This is a genomic window from Saccharothrix hoggarensis, from assembly GCF_042678885.1.
GTDB lineage: Bacteria > Actinomycetota > Actinomycetes > Mycobacteriales > Pseudonocardiaceae > Actinosynnema > Actinosynnema hoggarensis.
The window spans coordinates 1-20819 of the sequence record NZ_JBHTLK010000082.1 but is presented as its reverse complement, the minus strand read 5'-3'; the positions used below and the strand labels follow the sequence as shown (position 1 = coordinate 20819).

General features: G+C 72.7%; 20 protein-coding genes. 6 read left to right on the top strand and 14 right to left on the bottom strand.

The annotated features are described in order from the left end of the window. Positions 1 to 196: 196 nt before the first annotated feature. From ACFQ3T_RS17430 to ACFQ3T_RS17395, 8 genes are read right to left on the bottom strand one after another with little or no spacing between them, the layout of a single operon-like run. Entirely contained in the window at positions 197 to 589 is a 393-nt protein-coding gene (locus ACFQ3T_RS17430; RefSeq protein ID WP_380724327.1) for a metal-sulfur cluster assembly factor, read from the bottom strand. Continuing rightward, the gene (gene sufU / locus ACFQ3T_RS17425) at positions 586 to 1029 is read right to left on the bottom strand and encodes a Fe-S cluster assembly sulfur transfer protein SufU (RefSeq protein WP_380724335.1); all 444 of its coding nucleotides are present in this window, start codon (positions 1027 to 1029) and stop codon (positions 586 to 588) included. The genes ACFQ3T_RS17430 and sufU overlap by 4 nt, the downstream gene beginning before the upstream one ends. A 16-nt stretch (positions 1030 to 1045) precedes the next feature. Further along, positions 1046 to 2323, bottom strand: coding sequence for a cysteine desulfurase (locus tag ACFQ3T_RS17420; RefSeq protein ID WP_380724326.1), 1278 nt, complete (start codon positions 2321 to 2323; stop codon positions 1046 to 1048). Positions 2324 to 2377: 54 nt separating this feature from the next. Then, positions 2378 to 3151, bottom strand: coding sequence for a Fe-S cluster assembly ATPase SufC (gene sufC, locus ACFQ3T_RS17415; RefSeq protein ID WP_380724325.1), 774 nt, complete (start codon positions 3149 to 3151; stop codon positions 2378 to 2380). Between the two features lie 34 nt (positions 3152 to 3185). Further along, positions 3186 to 3506, bottom strand: coding sequence for a non-heme iron oxygenase ferredoxin subunit (locus ACFQ3T_RS17410; RefSeq protein ID WP_380724324.1), 321 nt, complete (start codon positions 3504 to 3506; stop codon positions 3186 to 3188). Next, a complete protein-coding gene (gene sufD, locus ACFQ3T_RS17405) occupies positions 3503 to 4678 on the bottom strand; it encodes a Fe-S cluster assembly protein SufD (protein ID WP_380724323.1) in 1176 nt (391 codons plus the stop codon). Before sufD ends, ACFQ3T_RS17410 begins: the two co-directional genes overlap by 4 nt. 1 nt (position 4679) lies before the next feature. Beyond that, a complete protein-coding gene (gene sufB / locus ACFQ3T_RS17400) occupies positions 4680 to 6125 on the bottom strand; it encodes a Fe-S cluster assembly protein SufB (protein ID WP_380724322.1) in 1446 nt (481 codons plus the stop codon). Next, the gene (locus ACFQ3T_RS17395) at positions 6122 to 6823 is read right to left on the bottom strand and encodes a helix-turn-helix transcriptional regulator (protein WP_380724321.1); all 702 of its coding nucleotides are present in this window, start codon (positions 6821 to 6823) and stop codon (positions 6122 to 6124) included. Before ACFQ3T_RS17395 ends, sufB begins: the two co-directional genes overlap by 4 nt. Before the next feature lie 110 nt (positions 6824 to 6933). Here ACFQ3T_RS17395 and mptB point away from each other — a divergent pair, with 110 nt between their 5' ends. The 3 genes from mptB to ACFQ3T_RS17380 all read left to right on the top strand — a co-directional run bounded on the left by mptB (position 6934) and on the right by ACFQ3T_RS17380 (position 12886). Next, positions 6934 to 8502, top strand: coding sequence for a polyprenol phosphomannose-dependent alpha 1,6 mannosyltransferase MptB (gene mptB, locus ACFQ3T_RS17390; protein ID WP_380724334.1), 1569 nt, complete (start codon positions 6934 to 6936; stop codon positions 8500 to 8502). Continuing rightward, complete coding sequence (locus ACFQ3T_RS17385; protein ID WP_380724320.1) at positions 8499 to 9161, top strand: hypothetical protein; 663 nt, start codon at positions 8499 to 8501, stop codon at positions 9159 to 9161. The genes mptB and ACFQ3T_RS17385 overlap by 4 nt, the downstream gene beginning before the upstream one ends. Before the next feature lie 71 nt (positions 9162 to 9232). Further along, positions 9233 to 12886: a patatin-like protein gene (locus ACFQ3T_RS17380; RefSeq protein WP_380724319.1), complete on the top strand. Its 3654-nt coding sequence runs from the start codon at positions 9233 to 9235 to the stop codon at positions 12884 to 12886. Between the two features lie 15 nt (positions 12887 to 12901). On the opposite strand, the gene ACFQ3T_RS17375 is transcribed toward ACFQ3T_RS17380, so the two are convergent. From ACFQ3T_RS17375 to ACFQ3T_RS17365, 3 genes are all read right to left on the bottom strand, one after another. Further along, positions 12902 to 13363, bottom strand: coding sequence for an NUDIX domain-containing protein (locus ACFQ3T_RS17375; RefSeq protein ID WP_380724318.1), 462 nt, complete (start codon positions 13361 to 13363; stop codon positions 12902 to 12904). 66 nt (positions 13364 to 13429) lie between these two features. Further along, entirely contained in the window at positions 13430 to 15454 is a 2025-nt protein-coding gene (locus ACFQ3T_RS17370; protein ID WP_380724317.1) for a glycosyltransferase, read from the bottom strand. Continuing rightward, positions 15451 to 16077 carry a DUF998 domain-containing protein gene (locus tag ACFQ3T_RS17365; RefSeq protein ID WP_380724316.1) on the bottom strand — a complete coding sequence of 209 codons (627 nt, stop codon included), beginning with the start codon at positions 16075 to 16077 and terminating at the stop codon, positions 15451 to 15453. Before ACFQ3T_RS17365 ends, ACFQ3T_RS17370 begins: the two co-directional genes overlap by 4 nt. 137 nt (positions 16078 to 16214) lie before the next feature. Between ACFQ3T_RS17365 and ACFQ3T_RS17360 the strand changes: the two genes are divergently transcribed. The 3 genes from ACFQ3T_RS17360 to ACFQ3T_RS17350 all read left to right on the top strand — a co-directional run bounded on the left by ACFQ3T_RS17360 (position 16215) and on the right by ACFQ3T_RS17350 (position 19025). After that, a complete protein-coding gene (locus tag ACFQ3T_RS17360) occupies positions 16215 to 17153 on the top strand; it encodes an ABC transporter ATP-binding protein (RefSeq protein WP_380724315.1) in 939 nt (312 codons plus the stop codon). 62 nt (positions 17154 to 17215) lie between these two features. Beyond that, positions 17216 to 17935, top strand: a complete 720-nt coding sequence (locus tag ACFQ3T_RS17355; protein ID WP_380724333.1) for an ABC transporter permease — start codon at positions 17216 to 17218, stop codon at positions 17933 to 17935. A 46-nt stretch (positions 17936 to 17981) separates the two neighbouring features. Next, positions 17982 to 19025, top strand: a complete 1044-nt coding sequence (locus ACFQ3T_RS17350) for a COX15/CtaA family protein (protein ID WP_380724314.1) — start codon at positions 17982 to 17984, stop codon at positions 19023 to 19025. On the opposite strand, the gene ACFQ3T_RS17345 is transcribed toward ACFQ3T_RS17350, so the two are convergent. The 3 genes from ACFQ3T_RS17345 to ACFQ3T_RS17335 all read right to left on the bottom strand — a co-directional run bounded on the left by ACFQ3T_RS17345 (position 18962) and on the right by ACFQ3T_RS17335 (position 20516). Beyond that, positions 18962 to 19426 carry a GbsR/MarR family transcriptional regulator gene (locus ACFQ3T_RS17345; RefSeq protein WP_380724313.1) on the bottom strand — a complete coding sequence of 155 codons (465 nt, stop codon included), beginning with the start codon at positions 19424 to 19426 and terminating at the stop codon, positions 18962 to 18964. The two genes, ACFQ3T_RS17350 and ACFQ3T_RS17345, sit on opposite strands and share 64 nt — an antisense overlap. A 102-nt stretch (positions 19427 to 19528) precedes the next feature. Beyond that, complete coding sequence (locus tag ACFQ3T_RS17340) at positions 19529 to 20065, bottom strand: DUF742 domain-containing protein (RefSeq protein ID WP_380724312.1); 537 nt, start codon at positions 20063 to 20065, stop codon at positions 19529 to 19531. Between the two features lie 7 nt (positions 20066 to 20072). Further along, complete coding sequence (locus tag ACFQ3T_RS17335; RefSeq protein ID WP_380724311.1) at positions 20073 to 20516, bottom strand: roadblock/LC7 domain-containing protein; 444 nt, start codon at positions 20514 to 20516, stop codon at positions 20073 to 20075. Positions 20517 to 20819: the final 303 nt, after the last annotated feature.

Genomic DNA, 20819 nt, shown 5'->3' with positions numbered 1-20819 from the left:
CTGCGGTGTGACGGCTGCGGTGTGACGGCTGCGGTGTGACGGCTGCGGTGTGACGGCTGCGGTGTGACGGCCCGGAATTGTCGTACCCCGCCGGTAAGATCAAAGCAGGGGTCCCCTTGGCGGGGACCCCTGCTTCGCGTTCGGAGTTGCCCGGTGTCGGGCGGTCCGGCGGTGCGACGGCCGGGACGTGGAGCTGTCAGACGGTGAAGCCCAGGGCGCGGAGCTGCTCGCGGCCGTCGTCGGTGATCTTCTCCGGACCCCACGGGGGCATCCAGACCCAGTTGATGCGGAAGTCGTTGACGATCCCGCCACCGCCACCGCCGACCAGCGCCGAGCGCGTCTGGTCCTCGATGACGTCGGTCAGCGGGCACGCCGCGGACGTCAGGGTCATGTCGATGAGCGCGACGTTGTCCTCGTCGACCCGGATGTCGTACACCAGGCCGAGGTCGACGACGTTGATGCCCAGCTCGGGGTCGACCACGTCGCGCATGGCCTCCTCGACGTCGTCCAGGTTGGCCACGTCGGCCTTCGGCGCGGGCGGCTCGGGCATGCCCTCGATGCCGCGCACCACGTCTTCTTCGGCGGTCATGCCTTTGCTCCCTCGCTGCGTGCCACCGCGTCCTTGAAAGCCATCCAGCCCAGCAGCGCGCACTTCACGCGCGCCGGGTACTTCGCCACGCCCGCGAACGCGATGCCGTCCTCCAGGACGTCCTCGTCGGGCTCGACCTGGCCGCGGCCCTGCATGAGCTCCACGAACGCGTCCATCTTCTCGAACGCCTCACCGAGCGGCCGGCCCACCACCAGGTCGGTCAGCACCGACGTGGACGCCTGGCTGATCGAGCAGCCCTGGCCGTCGTAGGAGACGTCCCGCACGGTGTCGCCGTCGAGCTTCACCCGGAGCGTCACCTCGTCGCCGCACGTCGGGTTGATCTGGTGCGACTCGGCGTCGAACGGGTCGCGCAGACCGCGGCCGTGGGGGTTCTTGTAGTGGTCCAGGATGATCTCCTGGTACATCTGCTGCAACTGCATCATGCCCACCCGGAGATCATCGGACGCCGAAGAACTTCTGCGCCTCGCGGACGGCGTCGACCAGGGCGGTCACCTCGTCCAGCGTGTTGTACAGGTAGAAGCTGGCCCGCACGGTGGCGGCGGCGTCCATCCGCCGGTGCAGCGGCCACGCGCAGTGGTGGCCGACGCGCACCGCGACGCCGAGGCTGTCGAGCACCTGGCCCGCGTCGTGGGCGTGGATGCCGTCGATGACGAACGACACCGCGCCGCCGCGGTCGACGGTGTCCAGCGGGCCGACGACCCGCACGCCGGGGATCTCGGCGAGACCGCGCAGCGCCGCCTCGGTGAGCACGTGCTCGTGCGCGGCGATGCGGTCCATGCCGATGGCGTTGAGGTAGTCCACCGCCGCGCCGAGGGCCACGGCCTGCGACGTCATCGGCACGCCTGCCTCGAACCTCGCGGGCGGCGGGGCGAAGGTCGACTTCGCCATCTGGACCATCTCGATCATCGATCCGCCGGTGAGGAACGGCGGCAGGGTCTCCAGCAGCTCGCGGCGGCCGTAGAGGACGCCGATGCCGGACGGGCCGAGCATCTTGTGGCCGCTGAACACCGCGAAGTCCACGCCTAGCGCCTTGAAGTCGACCGGGCCGTGCGGCACGGACTGGCAGGCGTCCAGCACGGTCAGCGCGCCCACCGCGCGGGCCGCGTCCGCGAGCACGCGCACCGGGTTGACCGTGCCCAGCACGTTCGACTGGTGGGTGAACGCCACGACCTTGGTGGCCGGGGTGATCAACGAGTCGATCTCCGACAGGTCGAGCCGGCCCTCGTCGGTGACGCCGAACCAGCGCAGCGTGGCGCCCGTGCGGGCGGCCAGCTGCTGCCAGGGCACCAGGTTCGCGTGGTGCTCCATCTCGGTCACGACGATCTCGTCGCCGGGGCCGAGGCGGAACCGCTCGGCCTCGGGACCGGCGGTGGCCGCGTTGCCCATCGCGTACGCGACGAGGTTCACGCCCTCGGTCGCGTTCTTGGTGAACACGATCTCGCCGTAGTCCACGCCCACGAGGTCGGCGATCTTCTGCCGCGCGCCCTCGTAGGCGTCGGTGGCCTCCTCGGCCAGCTGGTGCGCCCCGCGGTGGACCGCGGCGTTGGCGGTCTCCAGGAAGGCGCGCTCGGCGTCGAGGACCTGCCTCGGGCGTTGCGAGGTGGCGCCGGAGTCCAGGTAGACCAGCCGCTTGCCTTCCCGCACGGTGCGGCCCAGGATCGGGAAGTCCGCGCGGACGCCTACGACGTCCAGTGGAGTAGCGGTGGTGGTCACTGCCCCGACGCCTCCTCTCGATACGAGTTCACGTTGCCCACGACAGGTGCAACGTCAGCCGACCTTGGCGGCTTCCTGCTTGCCGATGTACTTCACGTAACCCTCGGCCTCGAGCTTGTCGGCCAGCTCCGGGCCGCCGGACTCGGCGATGCGGCCGTTGGCGAACACGTGCACGAAGTCGGGCGAGATGTACTTGAGGATGCGGGTGTAGTGCGTGATCAGCATGACGCCGACGTCGCCGGACTGCTTGTACCGGTTCACGCCCTCGGAGACGACGCGCAGGGCGTCGACGTCCAGACCGGAGTCGGTCTCGTCGAGGATCGCGACCTTCGGCTTGAGCAGGCCCAGCTGCAGGATCTCGTGGCGCTTCTTCTCGCCGCCGGAGAAGCCCTCGTTGACGGAGCGCTCGGCGAAGGCCGGGTCGATGTCCAGCTCGGACATCGCCTCCTTGACCTCCTTGACCCAGTGCCGCAGCTTCGGTGCCTCGCCGCGCACGGCGGTGGCGGCGGTGCGGAGGAAGTTCGACATCGAGACGCCGGGCACCTCGACCGGGTACTGCATGGCGAGGAAGAGGCCCGCGCGGGCGCGCTCGTCCACGGTCATCTCCAGCACGTCCTCGCCGTCCAGCAGCACGCTGCCGGAGGTGATCTCGTACTTGGGGTGGCCGGCGATGGCGTACGACAGCGTCGACTTGCCGGAGCCGTTCGGGCCCATGATGGCGTGGGTCTCGCCTGCGTTGATCGTCAGGTCGACGCCCTTGAGGATCTCCTTGGAGCCCTCGTCGGTGTTGACCGAGACGTGCAGGTCCTTGATCTCCAGAGTGGCCATTGGTGCTTCGTTCTCCTGGTGTTGCGAGCGGAAGTCAGTTCGTGGTGGTGGTGACGTCCACGTGGACGTCGTCACCGCGGAGTTCGACGGCGAACACGTCGACCGGCTCGGTGGCGGGCGGCGAGGACGGGCGGCCGGTGCGCAGGTCGAAGCACGACCCGTGCAGCCAGCACTCCACGCCGTTGCGCGTCACCTCGCCCTCGCTGAGCGCGACCTCGGCGTGCGAGCAGACGTCGCGCAGGGCGTGCACGGTGTCGCCGTCGCGGACGAGCACGACCGGGGTGCGCTCGTCGCCGACCTCGAACGCCGCGGGCTTGCGGTCGTCGAGGTCGGTCAGCGAGCACACCCTGGTCACACGCCCACCGCTTCGAGTTCCGCCTCGATGGCGGCTTCCAGGCGCTCGCGCACCTCCGGCACGGTGATCTTGAGCAGGATCTCGTGGAAGAACCCGCGCACGACCAGCCTCCGCGCCTGGTCCTCGGGGATGCCCCGGGCCTGGAGGTAGAACAGCTGCTCGTCGTCGAACCGGCCGGTGGCGCTGGCGTGGCCCGCGCCCTCGATCTCGCCGGTCTCGATCTCCAGGTTCGGCACCGAGTCGGCGCGCGCGCCGTCGGTGAGCACCAGGTTCCGGTTCAGCTCGAACGTCTCGGTGCCCTCGGCGGCGGCGCGGATCAGCACGTCGCCGATCCACACGGTGTGCGCGTCCTCGCCCTGCAGCGCGCCCTTGTAGACCACGTTGCTGCGGCAGTTGGACGCCGAGTGGTCGATGAAGGTGCGGTGCTCCAGGTGCTGGCCCGCGTCCGCGAAGTAGAGGCCGAGCAGTTCCGCGTCGCCGCCGCGGCCGCTGTACGTGACCACGGGGGTGAGCCGGACCAGGTCGCCGCCCAGGGTGATGACGGTGTGCTTGAACGTGGCGTCGCGGCCCAGCTTGGCGTGGTGCGACGACACGTGCACGGCGTCGTCGGCCCAGTCCTGGATGGCCACGACGGTGAGGTGCGCGCCGTCGCCGACGACGAACTCCACGTTGTCGGCGTAGGCGCCGGAGCCGCGGTGGTCGACGACCACGACGGCCTCGCTGAACTGCTGAGCCTCGACGTGCAGGTGGCCGTAGGCGACCTTGCCCTCGCCGGGGCCGGTGACCGTGACGACGGTCGGCTCGACCTTCGCGTCCTTCGGCAGGGTGACGACGGTGGCCTCGGCGAACGACGTCCACGCCTGGGCGGCGACGCGGTCACCGGGGGTGCCCGCGACGCCGAGCCGCTCGTCGCCGCGGGCGACGGTCTCGACCGAGACGCCCTCGGGCGCCTTGACGTCGACGGCGGCCGTGCCGGTCGCCTCGGCGCCGTTGTGCAGGTTCGCCAGGCGCTTCATGGGGGTGAAGCGCCAGATCTCCTCGCGACCGCCGGGCACCTCGAACGCGTTCACGTCGAAGGACGTGAAGTGGTCCGCGCGCGAGGACACGGGGGCACCCGCACCGTGCGAGTGGGCCGTCAGGCCGTGTTGCTGCTGTTCGGTGGTGACGGCCATGTCAGCCGACGGCCCCTTCCATCTGAAGCTCGATCAGGCGGTTCAACTCCAGCGCGTACTCCATGGGCAGCTCGCGCGCGATGGGCTCGACGAACCCGCGCACGATCATCGCCATGGCCTCGTCCTCGTTGAGACCGCGGGACATGAGGTAGAACAGCTGGTCCTCGGACACCTTCGAGACCGTGGCCTCGTGGCCCATCGACACGTCGTCCTCGCGGACGTCGACGTACGGGTAGGTGTCCGAGCGGCTGATGTTGTCCACCAGCAGCGCGTCGCACTTGACCGTGGACTTCGAGTGGTGCGCCCGCTTGTTGACCTGCACGAGGCCGCGGTACGAGGTGCGGCCGCCGCCGCGCGCCACCGACTTCGACACGATCGTGGACGACGTGTGCGGCGCCATGTGGACCATCTTCGCGCCGGCGTCCTGGTGCTGGCCCTCGCCCGCGAACGCGATCGAGAGGACCTCGCCCTTGGCGTGCTCGCCCATCAGGAACACGGCCGGGTACTTCATGGTCACCTTGGAGCCGATGTTGCCGTCGATCCACTCCATGGTCGCGCCCTCTTCGGCCTTGGCGCGCTTGGTGACCAGGTTGTAGACGTTGTTCGACCAGTTCTGGATGGTCGTGTAGCGGCAGCGACCACCCTTCTTGACGATGATCTCCACGACGGCGGAGTGCAGCGAGTCCGACGAGTAGATCGGCGCGGTGCAGCCCTCGACGTAGTGCACGTACGCGCCCTCGTCGACGATGATCAGCGTGCGCTCGAACTGGCCCATGTTCTCGGTGTTGATCCGGAAGTAGGCCTGGAGCGGGATGTCGACGTGGACGCCCTTGGGCACGTAGATGAACGAGCCGCCCGACCACACCGCGGAGTTCAGCGCGGAGAACTTGTTGTCACCCGACGGGATGACGGAGCCGAAGTACTCCTTGAACAGCTCCGGGTGCTCGCGCAGCGCGGTGTCCGTGTCGAGGAAGATGACGCCCTGCTCCTCGAGGTCCTCGCGGATCTTGTGGTAGACGACCTCGGACTCGTACTGGGCCGCGACGCCGGAGACCAGGCGCTGCTTCTCCGCCTCCGGGATGCCGAGGCGGTCGTACGTGTTCTTGATCTCGTCGGGCAGGTCGTCCCAGGTCGCCGCCTGCTTCTCGGTCGACCGGACGAAGTACTTGATGTTGTCGAAGTCGATGCCCGACAGGTCGGAGCCCCACGTCGGCATGGGCTTGCGGTCGAACAGCCGCAGCGCCTTCAACCGGAACTCGAGCATCCACGCGGGCTCGTTCTTCTTGGCCGAGATGTCCCGAACGACGTCCTCGTTCAGGCCCCGGCGAGCGCTCGCGCCTGCCACGTCCGAGTCGGACCAGCCGAACTCGTAGTTGCCGATGCTCGCCAGGGTCTCTTCCTGGGTGAGCGGGGCTGTGGTGGTGCGCTGCTCGGCAGCGGCAGTCATGCGGGCTCCCCTCCATCTGGGATCCGGGGTGTGTTCGGGATGTGCGTCGTGCACACGGCATCGCCGCGGGCGATGGTGGCCAGGCGCTGGACGTGCGTGCCGAGCAGGTCGGCGAACGCCGCCGTCTCGGTCTCGCACAGCTGCGGGAACTCGGCCGCGACGTGCGCCACGGGGCACAGGTGCTGGCAGAGCTGCTCGCCCGCCCCCACGTGGCGCGCCGAGGCAGCGTAGCCCTCCCTGGTCAACGCCAGGGCGAGCGCCTTGGCGCGCTCGGCGGCGTCCGGCTGGGCCACGATGGCCGCGCGGTGCTGGTCGACGAATGCGGACACCCGCCGTTCGGCGAAGGTTCGTACCGCCTCCTCCCCGCCCTGTTCGGCGAGGAACCGCAGCGCGGCCACGGCGAGGTCGTCGTAGGCGTGCCCGAAGCGGGCCCGCCCCTGCTCGGTCAGCAGGAAGAGCTTGGCCGGGCGCCCCCGGCCGCGCTGCCCCTGGCGAGGCGCCTCCCTGCTGGTCGCCTCACCGTCGGCCACCAGCGCGTCGATGTGCCTGCGCACCGCCGTGGGGCTCAGGCCCAGCTGCTCCGCGACCGAGGCCGCGGTGACGGGGCCCTGCTCCAGCAGCAGGCGTGCGACGGCGTGCCGGGTTCGCCCGTCGTGCCCGGACGGCACCACGGTCGACTCGCTCCCGACGTTTTTCACAACACCAGTGTTGCGTATTTCGTCGGCGGTCGCAAAGATCGCCGCGCGTCGGGTGACCCGACTCACGCGCCGGGGCCGGTCGCTACCCTTCGGACGTGACGGCGGGCGGAATGGTGATGGCGAACCGGGACGGGATCGGCGAGGCAGCGCCGCTCGACGCCCCGGAGCGGCGACAGCTCGACGTCATCCGCCGCTGGGGCACGGTCGGGGCGCTGCTGCTGGCCGTCGGCTCCCTCGGGTCGGGCGCCGCGCCGATCTTCAGCCCGCTGCCGGGCACGCCGCTGCTCGGGCTGTTCCCCCGGATGCCGAGCGCGTCGATGGCCGTGGCGTGGACCGGCATCTTCCTCATCGTGTCGGCGTGGCTGTGGCTGGGCCGGTTCGCCCGGCCGGGCAGGCCGCGGCTGATGTCGCGCAGCCAGCTCGACCGCACGCTGCTGATGTGGATCACGCCGCTGGTGTTCGTGCTGCCCATGTTCAGCCGGGACGTGTACAGCTACCTGGCGCAGTCGCAGATCGCGGCCAACGGCCAGGACCCGTACGAGCAGGGGCCGGCCACCGCGCTGGGCGTCGAGCACCCGCTGACGAAGAACGTGCCGAACATCTGGCGCGAGACGCCCGCGCCGTACGGGCCGCTGTTCCTGGCCGCCGGGCGGGTCATCTCGATGGTGACCGGCGACAGCGTGCTGCCGGGCGTCTTCCTGCACCGGCTGCTGGTGCTGCTGGGGCTCGCGATGATCGTGTGGGCGCTCCCCCGGCTGGCCCGGCGGTTCGGCGTGCCGCCGGTGAGCGCCCTGTGGCTCGGCGCGGCGAACCCGCTGGTGCTGTTCCACCTGGTCGTGGGCGTGCACAACGAGGGCCTGGCGATCGGCCTGATGCTGGTGGGGCTGGAGTTGGCGCTGCGGCGGATGCCCACGGTGTCGGGCACGCCGATGACGCGGGACGAGCTGCTGTGGATCGTGCTCGGCGCGACCATGATCACGATGGCGGCGGCGGTGAAGATCCCGGCCGCCCTGGCGCTCGGCTTCCTGGGCGTGATGATCGCGCGGCGGATGGGCGGCCGGTTCTCCGACCTGGTCCGGTCGGCGCTGTTGTTGCTGGTCATCTCGGGTGTGGTGATGACCGGGACGTGCATCGGCACGGGGCTCGGGTTCGGCTGGGTGGAGACGCTGAACGTCGCCAGCACGGTCAAGAGCTGGATGTCGCCGCCGACCGCGATGGGCTTCCTGGGCGGCGGGCTCGGCCTGCTGCTCGGGCTCGGCAACCACACCGAGTCGATGATCGTGCTGATGCGCCTGGTCACGCAGGCGGTGTCGGTGGTGATCGTGGCGACGCTGCTGTGGAAGGCGTTCCGGGGTCGGATCAAGGCCGTCAACGGGCTGGGCGCCGGGCTGGGGGCCGTGCTGGTGCTCGGACCCGTGCTCCAGCCGTGGTACGTGCTGTGGGCGGCGTTGCCGCTGGCCACGGCCGTGCTGGCGCGCCGGTTCCGGGTCTTCGCGACCACGGCCAGCGCGGTCATCGCGGTGATCCTGCCGCCGACCGGTTCGGCCTTCGACGGGCGGGCGTACATCGTGCCGCAGGCCGTGACGGGCGCGGCGATCGTGTTCGCGGTGTGCCTGTTCGTCGCGCGCAAGCAGGTGTTCCCGCTGATCAGGCGCGACCCGGTGCCCGGCTCGGCGTGAGCGCGCGGCACGTCCTCGACGAGCCCGGCCCGCTGAGCGCGCGGGCGCGGGCGTTCCTGCGGCGGCACGCCTCGGTCGTCCCGGTGGACACCGGTCCCGACGACGACGAGTGCCGTGCCGCGATGGCCGCCGTGCTCGGGCACGTGGACGAGGGGGCGCTGGCGGCGCTGCGGTGGACGCAGGCGCGGTACTCGGGGCTGGCGTACCGGAGCCCGCTGCTGGGCGACATCCGGTTCCAGCCGGTCTTCGAGGTCGACGGCGACACCGGCCGTGTGGAGTTCTGGCACGGCATCGTGGACGTCGCCCCCGACGGCGTCTCCGGTGGCGCGTTCCTCCCCGACGGCACGGTGACCTACGGCGTGCTGGACGTGGAGGTGCCCGTGTTCCCCTCCGTCGACCACTTCCTGGAGTGCGACGCCCTGCTCGACCACGCCCGCCGGCTGCGCCCGCTGTCCGCGGCGGAGCCGGCCGACGCGGCGGCCCACCTCGCCGGGCTGCGGGAGCGCCGGCCCCGCCTGCGGCGGCTGGAGGCGGCGAGCGGGCCCGCCGTCGGGTGGTGGACCGACGACGAGGTGCTGGTGCAGGTGGACGAGTTCCGGTCGCGGCTGGGGTCCGGCTCCTACCGTCCGCCGCCGGTCGTGCGCATCTGGGCGGTGTAACCCGCGACCCCGGGCGGACGAGACACCGGTACTGGGAGGATCGGGGCCGCAATCCGGGGAGGGAGTGCGCGATGACCGACGTGCCGCAGGAGCAGATCCGGTTCGCGGTGGTGCTCAACGGGGGTGTGAGCCTCGCCGTGTGGATGGGCGGGGTCGTGCTCGAACTCGACCGCCTGACCAGGGGCGACGGCCCGTACGCCGACTTGCTCGCGATGGTCGGCAGCACGGCCCGCGCCGACGTCATCACGGGCACGTCGGCGGGTGGCATCAACGGCGCCGCGCTGGCGTTGTCGCAGGTCAACGCCAACGCCAGGCTGGAACGGCTGCGGGACCTGTGGGCCGAGCAGGGTCGGATGGAGCAGTTGCTGCGCACGCCGTTCCGCGGGCAGCCCGTGTCGCTGCTGAAGGGCGACGAGTTCTTCCTCCCCCGGCTGCGGGAGGCGCTGGAACGGCTCACCGCCGACTTCGAGCCCACGCCGCGCGACGACCGGCCCGTCGACCTGCGGATCACCACGACCCTGCTCGCGGGCGTCCCCACGGTCACCCACGACGACCTCGGCCAGACCCTCGTGCAGGCGTCCCACCAGGGCAGCTTCTCGTTCCGCCGCGACCCCGGCGGCCGGGACGACTTCACCGCCGACAAGCTGCCGACGCTGGTCGGCCGGATGGCGCTGGCCGCACGCTCGTCCGCGTCGTTCCCGTTCGCGTTCGAGCCGTCGTTCATCCCGGTGGCGCCCGGCGCGCCCGACGGCGACAAGCCGAACATGGCCGACGTCGCGTCGTGGGCCAACGGCACCGACAACCGGTCCCGCTACGCCGTGGACGGCGGGGTGCTCGTCAACACGCCCACCAAGGAGGCGTTGGAGGCCATCGACCGGATGCCCGCCGAGGGGCCGGTGCGGCGGGTGATGCTGCTGGTGTTCCCGCACGCGCCGGAGGCCGTCGTGGAACCGGTCGCCCCGGTGGACGGCGCGCTGCCCAGCACCATCGCCACCGGCGCGAAGCTCCTGCAGGCGCTGACCAGCCAGAGCGGCCGCACGTACGTCGAGCGCATCGAGGAGCACAACCGGGGCGCCGCGTCCCGGCGCGGTGGGCGCAACGCCCTGCTGGACCGGCTGGCCGCGGGCGGTTCGGTCACCGCGAAGCTGTACGCGCTGGCCGCGACCCTGCACGACCACTACGAGGACGTGCGCATCCGGCACGCCGCGCGCGACGTCACGTCCCGCCAGTTCGAGGTGCCCGGCGCGAACGCCGCGGGCTGGACGTTCGAGCGGGTGCGGGCGGCGGCCGAGGCGGCGCAGCGGGAGTACCGCGCGGAGCACGGCAGGCTGCCGTACGTGCCGACGAGGCCGCAGCCGGCCGCGCTGCCGGGGCACGGCTGGCCGTGGGGCATCACGATGGCCGAACGGCTCGCGTCCGCCGCGATGGACCTGCTCAAGCGCCTGGTGTGGGTGATGCCGGACGCCGACCGGCTGGCCCTGGCCCGCACGAACCTGTTCGACGTGCGGGCGAGGCTGCGGGCCGCCCGGACCGAGCTGGACGCGCAGTGGACCACCGACGGGCCGGAGGAGCTGGACCAGGCGTACTGGGAGCGGCGGGTCCGGCGGTTCGCCGTGAAGATGCTGGACGAGCCGGACGGCGTCGGGCAGCGCGTGCGGGAGCAGGTGGACCGGATCGCGGGCGTCCTCGGCGACGCGCACGACATCCTCGACCAGCTCGGCGACGACGAGCTGCGGGCGGGCGTGCTGCGGTCGTGGCACCGGCTGCTCACCGAGCCGCGCACCGACGCGGAGGCCGAGGCCGGGCTGGTCGCGGGCGAGCTGTGGCTGTCGCGGGTGCTGGCGCTGGAGGTCGCCACCACGTGCCTGGCCGACGACACCGGCGGCGGCCTCGACCAGGCCGTGGAGCTGGTGCAGATCAGCCTCCAGACGCGCAACGCGTTCGCCGAGCACAGCCTCACCGCGGAGGACAAGGCGGGCGGCGCGTCGCTGAACCGGTTCTCCGGGTTCCTGAAGCGGTCCTGGCGGGTCAACGACTGGATCTGGGGCCGGCTCGACGGCGCGACGATGCTGTGCAAGGTGGTGTTCGACCCGAAGCGGCTGCTGCGCGTCGACCGGCTGGCCGGGGGCGGCGGCGACCCCGTCGAACGCGCCTCGCGCAAGGTGGACGAGCTGGTGGCGGAGCTGTTCGGCGACGGGCTGCCGGACGAGCTGAAGCCGTGCGCGGCGCGGGCCAAGGCCGAGCTGGGGAAGGTGTACGCCGACCCGGATGCCGACCACCCGCCGACGTGCGCGGCGCTGGCGGAGCTGGCCGCGTGGGCGCTGCACGTGCGGATCATCTGCGAGGAGCTGCCCGCCCTGCGGGCCGCGATCCTGGCCGACCGGCACGAGGGCGCGGACCGGCGGTCGCGCGGCGAGCTGTTCCTGGAGGAGCAGTCCGCGCTGCTGGCCCGGCTGCCCGTGCGGACCGACGCGGAACGGGTCGAGGTGGGCGTGCGGGCGTTGAGCGCGTTCGACCGGGCGGGCATCGGGCGCGAGCCGCTGGTGCAGGAGGCGAGCAGCGATCAGGTGATCCGCACGGCCGCGACGGCGGCGGCGGTGGCGATCACCGTGGCCGACAGCGACAACTCCGGGCTCGGCACGGCGAAACCGCTGACCAGGACGTTGCGCGGGGCGGCGCTGCTGCCGTACTGGACGATCACCGGGCTGACCAGGGGCGGCCGGTTGGCGCAGTTCCTCGGGCTGCTCGGGTTCGCTCTGGGCGGCGCGCTGCTGGTGCTGGCGCTGTTCGACCTGCTGCCGCCGTGGGCGGTCGGCCCGTCGGCGGCGTTCGGCGGCGGCACGCTGCTGGCCGCGTTCGGCTACGCCGCCCTGCGGTCCGGGACGCTGCTGCACGGGCTGGTGCTGCTGTCGCCCGTGATCCCGCTGGTGACCGTCGCGATCGACCGGACGCGGGACGCGATGGCGTCCGGCCGGACCGGCGACCAGGCCGTGACGGGGATGGTGGCGGTCGGCGGGGTGCTGCTGGTCGTGGTGGGCCTGCTGATCATCGGCAGCCTGCCCGCGCCGGTGGGCACGCCGCTCGCCGTGCTGGGCAAGATCCGGCTCCGGCCGCGGCTGCTGCTGCGGGTGCTGGTGGCGGCGGCGATCGTGGCGGGCGTGTGGGCCGTGGTGCGGTACCGGCTGTACGACCTGGACCCGGCGCTGGTGGTGGTCGGCACGGTCGTCGCGATCGTGTTCGGCGCGGTCACGTCGTACCTGCTGGGCAGCTCGCTGCGCCGGTGGCGGCGGGTGGACGACGCGTGGGACACCGAGGCCGCCGAGCCGCCCGCGTCCGCGACCGCCGGGTGGGCCGCCGTGTACGGGTCGGTGCTGCTGGTCGTCGCCGCCGCGGTGCAGGTGTTCGGGCTGCGGTTCACCGGCTGGGAGGCGGTGCTGGGCACGGCGCTGGCGTTCGGGCTGGTGCTGCTGCTGGTGACGACGTGGTGGGTGCCGCTGCGGGCCCGGCGGACCATCGCCAGGTCCCTCGTCGAGCAGATGTCCATCGTGGACTTCGAGCGCGGTGACGTGGCGGAGGCGCTGCTGAAGCGGTTGGAGGGGCACGGGATGCTGTTCAAGTTCCTCACCGAGCTGGACGACGCCGGCCGGCCCCGGCTCAGCTCCACCGGCCTCCGCGTCGCGCGGCGCGTCGCCCGCCGGTCCGCCACGGGCCACGACGTCGACTGACGGCCGGTCGGGCCCTCACCCTCCCGCGAGCAGCCGGGCCAGCGGCTCGCGGACGTCGGCGGGGTGCAGGCCCAGCCGGTCGAACTCGTCGGCGGACGCCCACACCAGCTCGAAGCGGTTGTCCGGGCCGTGCGCCCCGGCCTCCTCGCCGGACAGGACCGGCACGCCGGTGACGTCGGCCACCAGGAAGTACGACGCCGGCCGGCCGTTGTGCCGGCCGGTCCACAGGAGCCGGTCGATCCTCGCGCCGAGCGTCGTCTCCTCGGCCGGCTCGCGCAGCGCCGCGGCTTCCGCCGTCTCGCCCTCCTCGACGTGCCCGCCGGGCAGGACCGCGTAGTGGTGGCCCGGGCACGTCGGCCCGGAGTGGCCGGCGGCGCACGTCACGCACGCCTCGGCGGACTCGCGGCGGAGGAAGCGCTTGACCACCAGCGCGCGCGAGCCGTCCACGACCACGGCGACCGCACGGGGAACCGGCACCACCCGATCATGGCACCGCCCGGCCGGCTCCCCCAGTGCGAGCCGGCCGGGCGGGGGTCGGAGGGGTCAGGCCGCCAGCGCGGGGGCCATGCGGACCACGGGCAGGCCCAGCGCCCGCGCGTACAGCGACTCGAACGTGTCCAGCGTGGTGTCGATGGCGTGCGCGGCGATCAGCTCGCTGCTCGCCGCGCCCATCCGGGCGGTGACGGCCGGGTCGGCGGTGACGGCGTGCAGCCGGTCCGCCAGCCCGCGCACGTCGCCCGGCGTGAACAGCCAGCCGTTGCGGCCGGGCCGGCACAGGTGCGGCAGCGCCATCGCGTCGGCGACGACCACCGGCTTGCCCGCGGCCATCGCCTCCATCGTGGCCAGGCTCTGGAGTTCCGCGATGCCCGGCATGCAGAACACGTCGGCGCGGGCGTACGCGTCCAGCAGCTCGTCCTCGCTCACGAACCCGCGGAACCGCACCCGGTCGGCGATGCCCAGGTCGCGGGCCAGCAGCTCCCACTCCGCGCGGCACGAGCCGTCGCCGACGATCTCCGCGTGCAGCCGCGGCACGAGCGCCAGCGCGCGCAGCAGCTCGTCCACCCGCTTCTCCTCGTCCAGCCTGCCCACGAACAGCACGGTCGGCGCGTCGGTGTGCCGCTCGGGCCGGCGCAGCCGGTACCGGTCGATGTCGATGCCGCACGACACGGGCACGGCCCGCTCGGGGAAACCGTTGTCGTGCAACAACCGCACGGCGCGCGGCGTCGGCGCGGTGACCACGTCGGCCAGGCCGAACACGCGGCCCAGGTCGCGCCACGCCCACCGCGACGCCATGCCCCGCAGCCACGCGGGCACGTGGGCGTGGCCGAACAGGTTCTCCGGCATGAAGTGGTTCGTCGCCACCGTCGGGACGCCCAGCGCCGCCGCCCGCCGCAGCACGTACCGGCCCACCACGAAGTGCGCCTGGACGTGGACCAGGTCCGGCCGCAGGTCGTCCAGCAGCACCTCGACGTCCCGGCGCACCTGCCACGGCAGGCCGATGTGGAACGTGCGGTGGAACGGCGTGCGGTGCGAGCGCAGCCGGTGCACGGTGATGCCGTCGACGCGCTCGGTGCGCGCCTGCCCGTCCGGGGCGACGCAGATCACGTGCACGTCGTGGTCGCGGCCGGCGAGGCCGGTGGCGAGGCGGTGGGCGAAGCGGGCCGCGCCGTTGACGTCCGGGGGGAACGTCTCCGCGGCGATCACGATCCGCATGGCGCGTCCGTTGGTCACTGTCGTCTCCGATCTGGTGGGAACTGCGGTGGGGTTTCGCGTGCGGGCCAGCGCGACGACGCCGCCGACGGCGATCGCGGCGCAGGCGAGTTCGGCCAGGGCGATCGCGCCGCTGGTCCGGGTCGCCTCGCCGAGGAGCCCCGCGCCGATGCCGACGGCGACGAGCGGGTCCACCACGGTGAGGCAGGCGACCGCGACGTGCGGCGGTCCGCCGGCGTAGGCGTGCTGGATGAACCAGCCGCCGACGAGGAGGGCGGCGACGATGCCCGCCGCCGAGAGCGCGGTCGACCACGCCAGGGCACCCCGCTGGACGTCCTGGGACACCGACCGCATGAGCACCGAGACGAAGCCGTAGGCGACACCGCCCGCCGTGCCGAACCCGAGGGCGCGCACCGCGGGCCGCGTCGACAGCACGCCGACCAGGGCGGGCACGGCGATCAGGCCGACCGCCAGCAGGGCGGCCGTCAGCTCCGCCTCCGGCGCGACCGTCGTGGACGTGGCGCTGCCCGCGGCCAGGAGCACGAAGGCGCCCACGCCGAACGTGGTCCACGCGACCGCGGGCAGCTCACGCCGGCGACCGTCGAGCACGGCGGTGATGCCGATGGCGACCACCCCGACCGGCTGCACCACGCTCAACGGCGCCATACCCAGCGCCGCCGCGTGCACCCCGGCGCCGAGGCCGGGCAGCAGCAGGCCCAGCAGCCACCGCGGCCGGCGCAGCAGCTCCGCGACCCGCGGCGGGCCGTCGCCCGCCCGCACGGCCTGGTGCTGGAGCCGGGCGGCGAAGGCGAAGAACACGGCGCCGAGCACCGCGAGCAGGACGGCGAACCACGTCATGAGGACACCCCGCGGCGGAGGACGGCGGCCGCCAGGGCGAACAGCAGGCCGTACAGGAGGGCGAACAGCACCCGTTCGAAAAGGCCCAGAACCACCGCGCCGCTGCCGGGGTACACGACCGAGGCGTGGCTCAGCATGAATGCCACCGAAGTGATCCCGGCGGCCACCGAGAAACGGCGCACCGCGGTACTGGAAATGAACGTCCGGGAAATCAGCCAGCCCGCCAGCGGAAGGCTCGCGAACATCACCGCGCCCGCGTACCGGTGCACCGCGCCGGAGAACGACGTCGGCGCGCCGGTGGGGTCCGTGGGGAACACCGCGGCCACCGCCAGCCCCGCCGACCACAGCCCCATCAGCACCGCGACCGGCCCCCGCCTGGGCAGACCCGACCGGACCAGCGCGGCGAGCAGGCCCACCGAGGCGGCGGCCAGGGACAGCGCGGTGACGGCGAGCAGCCCGCTGCCGTTGTCGACGAAGATGTAGTCGCTGATGGTGTGCGTGATCGGACTAAGCTCGCCGACCGACGCCACGTGCAGGTAAACAACCGGGAACAGCGACAGGACAAGGCCCGCAACAGCCAGCGGCAACACCGCCGCCCTCTTTTTCCCGGCCATCCCGATCATGAGGAATATCCTGGCCGGGAAAGTGGTCCGCAGATATCCGGAACACCCCCGAGACGACCCTGAAGGCACCCGGAGGACCCTGGTGGGGCTGACCCCACCACCGGGGCGGGGGCGGGCACGCCCTACGCTTCCCGGTCGTGAGCCCGCACCCCCAGCACCCTGCCGTGGAAGTGTCGGGGCTGGTCAAGCGCTACGGCTCGACCGTCGCGGTGAACGGACTCGACCTCACCCTGGAAACCGGCACGGTCCTCGCGCTCCTCGGCCCGAACGGCGCCGGGAAAACGACGACCGTCGAGGTGTGCGAGGGATTCCGGAACGCCGACGGCGGCGAGGTCCGCGTCCTCGGGCTCGACCCCCGCCGCGACGGCGACCGGCTGCGCCCCCGGATCGGCGTGATGCCGCAGGGCGGCGGCGGCTACCCCGGCGTGCGCGCGGACGAGATGTTGCGCCTCGTCGCCGCCTGCGCCGCCAACCCCCTCGACCCCGCCTGGCTGCTCGACGTGCTGGGCCTGTCGTCCTCGCTGCGCACCCCGTACAAGCGGCTCTCCGGCGGGCAGCAGCAACGCCTGTCGCTCGCGTGCGCCCTGGTCGGGCGGCCGGAGCTGGTGTTCCTCGACGAGCCGACCGCCGGCATGGACCCGCAGGCCCGCCGCCTGGTGTGGGAGCTCGTGTCGGCGCTGCGCGCGGACGGCGTCAGCGTCCTGCTCACCACCCACCTCATGGACGAGGCCGAAGCGCTCGCCGACCACGTCGTCATCGTGGACGCGGGCCGCGTCGTCGCGCAGGGCAGCACGGCCGAGCTGACCGCGCACCGCGCCGACGACCGGCAGCTCCGCTTCCGCGCCCGTCCCGGCCTCGACCTGACGTTGCTGCGCGACGCCCTGCCCGAAGGGCTCGTGGTGCGCGAGGCGACCCGGGGCACCTACCTCGTGCAGGGCCACATCGACCCGCAGGTCCTCTCCACCGTCACGTCCTGGTGCGCCCAGCAGGGCGTGCTGGCCGACGAGCTGACCGTGGCCAGGCGCAGCCTGGAGGACGTGTTCCTGGAGCTGACCGGCAGGGAGCTGCGCTCGTGACGGAACCCCGTTTCACCCCCGGCACGTTCACGCCCGCGCCCGGTCGCGGGAAGCTCGGCCGGATGCTGCTCGCGCAGGCCCGCACCGAGACCGTGCTCACGCTCCGCAACGGCGAGCAGATCCTGCTCACCGTGCTCATCCCGGTGGCGCTGCTGGTCGCGATGAGCCTCATGGACGTCATCCCGGTGCCGGAACCGCGGGTCGGCTCGGCCACCGCGCGCATCCTCGCGCTCGCCGTCATCTCGTCCGCGTTCACCGGGCAAGCGATTGCGCTGGGCTTCGACCGCCGTTACGGGGTGCTGAAGCGGCTCGCCGCGACCTCGCTGCCCCGCTGGCTGCTGGTCGCCGGGCGCGTCGTGGCGGCGCTGGCCGTCGTCGCCGTCCAGGTCGTGATCATCGCGGTCACCGCCCTGCTGATGGGCTGGCAGCCACCGTCCGCGACCGGCGCGCTGTGGGCGGTCGTGCTGATCGTGCTCGGCACCCTGTCGTTCGGCGCGCTCGGCGTGCTGCTGGGCGGCGCGCTGCGGGCCGAGGTCGTGCTCGCCCTGGCGAACATCGTGTGGTTCGCGCTGCTGCTCATCGGCGGCGTCGCGCTCGGCGTGGACGCCCTGCCGCCGTGGCTGGCCGCCGTCGTGGACGCGCTGCCGTCGGCGGCGCTGGCGCAAGGGCTGCACCAGGCCGTGGTCGACGGCGCCGCGCCCGGTCCGTGGCACGTCGCCGTGCTCGTGGTGTGGGGTGTGGCGGCCGGCGCGCTGGCCACGCGGACGACGAAGCTCACCTGACACCCCCGACCGGCGGTTCTCAGGTGGTGGTACCTACCATCGGTCCGTGTCCGCCCCCACCTGGCTCACCACCTTCCTGAGCACGTTCCAGCGCACGTTCGCCATCGCCGTCGTGATCGCCCAAGGCGGCATCGCGGTGACCGGGTCGATCGTGCGGGTGACCGGGTCGGGCCTCGGCTGCCCGACCTGGCCCCAGTGCTTCGAAGGCAGCCTCGTCCCGGTCGAGCACCCCGAGGTGGCGTCGCTGCACCAGTGGGTCGAGTTCGGCAACCGCACCCTGACCGGCGTCGTCGGCGTCATCGCCGGCCTGTGCGTGCTCGCCGCCTGGTACCACCGGCCGCGCCGCAAGCGGGTCCTCGTGCTCGCCCTCGTGCAGTTCGGCGGCGTCGCGCTGCAGGCCGTGATCGGCGGGATCACCGTGCTGACCGGGCTGCTGTGGTGGACGGTCAGCGTCCACTTCCTGGTGTCGATGGCGCTGGTGTGGTTCGCCGTGCTGCTGGTCGCCGCGCTCGGCGAGGGCGACGAGCCCGCCCGGCCGCGCGTGCCGAGGGCGCTGATGACGCTGCAGGTCGTGCAGGCGGCGACGCTCGGGCTGCTGCTGCTGGCCGGCACGTTCGTCACGGCCGCCGGCCCGCACGCGGGCGACTCCGCCACCCCGCGCCTCGACCTGCCCGTGGACACCTTGTCCCAGGTGCACGCCGACCTGCTGTTCCTGTTCCTCGGCATGCTCGTCGCGCTCGGCTTCGCGCTGCGCGGCCACGCCGTCCCCCTCCGGCCGTACTACGCGCTCGTGGCCGTGGTCCTCTCCCAGGGCGCGCTCGGCATGGTCCAGTACTGGACCGGCGTGCCGGAGGTGCTGGTCTCGCTGCACGTGCTGGGCGCGGGCGCCGTGGTCGTCGCCACGGCCGCGCTGTGGGTGTCGACCCGCGAACGGCCGCGGTCGGCCAACGCCCGACCCGACGACGTCCGGCCCGACGACGCCCGGCCCGACGAGACCCGTGGTGACGAGCCCCGGGCCGTCGAACTTCAGCGCGACGACGAGGGCCTGCGGTCCCAGACGGCGGGCAGTTCCGTCGCCAGCCAGCTGTAGAGGTCGTCCACGGTCCGCAGCCGCATGGCGCGTTCCGGGTCACCGCTCATCAGCCGCATCCCCGACTCGGTCAGCTCCCGCACGCTCACCAGGGCGTCGAGCTTGCGCTGGATCAGGTCGACCCACCGCTTCTCGTCGATCCGGTACTGCGCCGCCTGCCGCCCGCGCCGGGTCCGCTTCGTCACCAGGCCGGCGTTGACCAGGAACTTCAGGTTGGTGCTGATGGAGCCGCTGCTGGCCTCCAGCTCCTGCGACAGCTCGGCCGCGGTGCGCTCGGTCGGCTGGCACACCAGCAGGTAGCCGAGGATGCGGCCGCCGATCAGCGGGATGCCCTCCTCGGCGAAGTGCGCCGCGAACCGTTCGATCCACGCCGACAGCCGGGTTTCCCGTCCGACGCTCATGCGACCCCCTGACCGCTCCCGCCGACTCTTCGGTCGACACTGAAGCCATAGTAGGTCGGGTACTGATCTTCACGCAAAGGGTGCGTGACGGCGCGCCGCGGGTCAGAGGCGGCGCAAACCGGCCAGGACGCGCTCCATGAGGCCCAGGTCCGGCGCGGCGCCCTCGGAGGACGCGGTCCGGTGCACGTCGATCAGGCCGCGTTCGGCCATGTCGCCGAGCAGCACCTTGGCCACGCCCAGCGGCAGCCGCAGCAGCGCCGCGACCTCCGCGACCGACCGCGGCCGGCCGACCAGCGAGATCACCTCGTGGTACTCGGACTTCATGGCGCCGGGGAAGTCCCACTCCACCGCCGACACGAGCGTCTCGATCTCCAGCTGGTACGACGACGTGGTGCGACCGCCGGTCCACGAGTAGGCGCGGACGATCGACGCCGCCTCCTCGCGCGGGTACTCGAAGTCGTCGTCATCGTCGTCGAACACCGGCCGGTGCGGTTTCGTGTCGCCGGTGTTGGAGGGCTGGTCCTCGGGCTGCCGCTTCGGCTTCTCCTGCTTGCGACGGCGGGAGGAGTCGAGGCTGAACCCGTTGAGCAGAGCGGCGAACGTCTCGTCCGACGCCCCCGGCTCGTCGTTCCGGTCCATGACCACCTCACGCAGAAGGGCGGGCCATCATCCGCTTCGCGCCGTGGAGCTGGGCGCGCAGCTCGGGCGTCAGGAGCTGACCGACCTGGTCGACGACCACGGTCATCTCGTACGCGACCTGGCCGACGTCGGCGTCCGGCGCGGCGAGGACGGCCAGGCACGAGCCGTCCCGGATCGACATCAGCAGCATGATCCCGTACTGCATCTCGACCACCGAGCGCAGCACGCCGCCGCCGTCGAAGCAGCGGGCCGCCGACTCGGTCAGGCTCGCCACGCCCGCCGCGATCGCGGCGAGCTGGTCGGCCCGGTCGTCGGGCAACCCGTTCGACGCCGTCAGCAGCAGGCCGTCGACCGAGATCACCACCGCGTGGGCCACCCCGGGCACGCGATCGGCGAAGTTGCTCACCAGCCAGCCGAACTGGTCGACCTGTCGCGACTTCTGCGTGCTCATCCGTTCTCCTGCCCCGCTCGGTTTTCCCCGGACCCACGCACACCTTGCCGGATCCCGGTCTGGTAACTGGCGAGAAACCCGCGTGTCGCCTGCGGATCCCTCCGTACGGGTGCTACCGCATCGGGTGCACTCGGCCGTTCGGCCACCAGGTTGGTGCGCGGCTGCCGCTTCGGCAGTTCCGCCGGGCCGTCGTTCACGGTCGCCTCCCCGCGCGCGTGGGTGTCCGCGGCACGGTGCCGCGGCGGTTCCGCCGACGCCGGCGGCACGGGCGTGCCGCCGAACCAGGTCGAGGCCCGCTTCGGC

Excerpts from the sequence above, each read along its gene's own strand:
- sufB (WP_380724322.1), bottom strand. The coding sequence starts at position 6,125 with ATGACTGCCGCTGCCGAGCAGCGCACCACCACAGCCCCGCTCACCCAG.
- ACFQ3T_RS17335 (WP_380724311.1), bottom strand. The coding sequence starts at position 20,516 with ATGAGCACGCAGAAGTCGCGACAGGTCGACCAGTTCGGCTGGCTGGTG.
- ACFQ3T_RS17340 (WP_380724312.1), bottom strand. The coding sequence starts at position 20,065 with ATGGACCGGAACGACGAGCCGGGGGCGTCGGACGAGACGTTCGCCGCT.
- ACFQ3T_RS17380 (WP_380724319.1), top strand. The coding sequence starts at position 9,233 with ATGACCGACGTGCCGCAGGAGCAGATCCGGTTCGCGGTGGTGCTCAAC.
- ACFQ3T_RS17345 (WP_380724313.1), bottom strand. The coding sequence starts at position 19,426 with ATGAGCGTCGGACGGGAAACCCGGCTGTCGGCGTGGATCGAACGGTTC.
- ACFQ3T_RS17365 (WP_380724316.1), bottom strand. The coding sequence starts at position 16,077 with ATGATCGGGATGGCCGGGAAAAAGAGGGCGGCGGTGTTGCCGCTGGCT.
- ACFQ3T_RS17430 (WP_380724327.1), bottom strand. The coding sequence starts at position 589 with ATGACCGCCGAAGAAGACGTGGTGCGCGGCATCGAGGGCATGCCCGAG.
- sufD (WP_380724323.1), bottom strand. The coding sequence starts at position 4,678 with ATGGCCGTCACCACCGAACAGCAGCAACACGGCCTGACGGCCCACTCG.
- ACFQ3T_RS17370 (WP_380724317.1), bottom strand. The coding sequence starts at position 15,454 with ATGACGTGGTTCGCCGTCCTGCTCGCGGTGCTCGGCGCCGTGTTCTTC.
- mptB (WP_380724334.1), top strand. The coding sequence starts at position 6,934 with ATGGTGATGGCGAACCGGGACGGGATCGGCGAGGCAGCGCCGCTCGAC.
- ACFQ3T_RS17355 (WP_380724333.1), top strand. The coding sequence starts at position 17,216 with ATGCTGCTCGCGCAGGCCCGCACCGAGACCGTGCTCACGCTCCGCAAC.
- sufC (WP_380724325.1), bottom strand. The coding sequence starts at position 3,151 with ATGGCCACTCTGGAGATCAAGGACCTGCACGTCTCGGTCAACACCGAC.
- sufU (WP_380724335.1), bottom strand. The coding sequence starts at position 1,029 with ATGCAGTTGCAGCAGATGTACCAGGAGATCATCCTGGACCACTACAAG.